Raw genomic sequence first — 717 nt, 5'->3', positions numbered from 1 at the left:
TCTTCGCCAGAACCTTGGTGATCGCCGCCGTCAGCGACGTCTTCCCATGGTCCACGTGACCGATCGTCCCAATGTTGCAGTGCGGCTTCGTCCGCTCAAACTTCGCCTTTGCCATCGTCGTGCTTCCTGGGGCCCTGTTCCCGACGCCTGATCCGACCTGAGCCGTCGCCCTGCCCTGCTGGGCTCCGCACCCGGCTGCGCGCGCGGGGTGGAGCGGGTGACGGGAATCGAACCCGCACAGCCAGCTTGGAAGGCTGGGACTCTACCATTGAGCTACACCCGCGAACCCGCACGCGCTTCGGTGGTGGGGCGCGCCGTCAGTGACGGCCTGCGACGCAGGCACCCGGAGGCCGGGCGTGCCGTGACGGGAATGGAGGGGGTTGGATTCGAACCAACGTAGGCGAAGCCAACGGATTTACAGTCCGTCCCCTTTAGCCACTCGGGCACCCCTCCAGGGATCCGCCGCGGCCCGCGGACAACGGGCGCGCGGGACTAGCCCCATGGCAGCGCGAATGTCAACGTCGCGCGCGGTGCTGGACAGGGCCGGCGCGACGCGCAGGATGGCGCCCATGCATCGCCCCCCGCCCCGCCGTCCCGGCCCGCCCGGCTCCCGCCCGCCCCAGGGACGCGGCGGCAAGGCACCGTTCGCCGGCGGCAAGGCGCCGCGCCCGGAAGGCGGCAAGCCATTCGAGGCGCGCGGCCGGCTTTCGAAGGTCG

1 protein-coding gene and 2 tRNA genes are annotated in these 717 nt (G+C 71.1%); all 3 read right to left on the bottom strand.

Features of this window, described 5'->3' with window-relative positions; genetic code table 11:
* A partial coding sequence (locus tag OZN99_RS32875; RefSeq protein WP_270936523.1) for a GTP-binding protein occupies window positions 1–115 on the bottom strand: 115 nt, incomplete at its 3' end.
* A gap of 94 nt (window positions 116–209) precedes the next feature.
* A tRNA-Gly gene (locus OZN99_RS32870) sits at window positions 210–283 on the bottom strand.
* Between the two features lie 88 nt (window positions 284–371).
* Window positions 372–453, bottom strand: a tRNA-Tyr gene (locus OZN99_RS32865).
* Between the last annotated feature and the right edge of the window lie 264 nt (window positions 454–717).

The organism is Falsiroseomonas oryzae, from assembly GCF_027856955.1.
GTDB classification, from domain to species: domain Bacteria; phylum Pseudomonadota; class Alphaproteobacteria; order Acetobacterales; family Acetobacteraceae; genus Falsiroseomonas; species Falsiroseomonas oryzae.
This window is presented reverse-complemented; position numbering and strand designations above follow the sequence as displayed.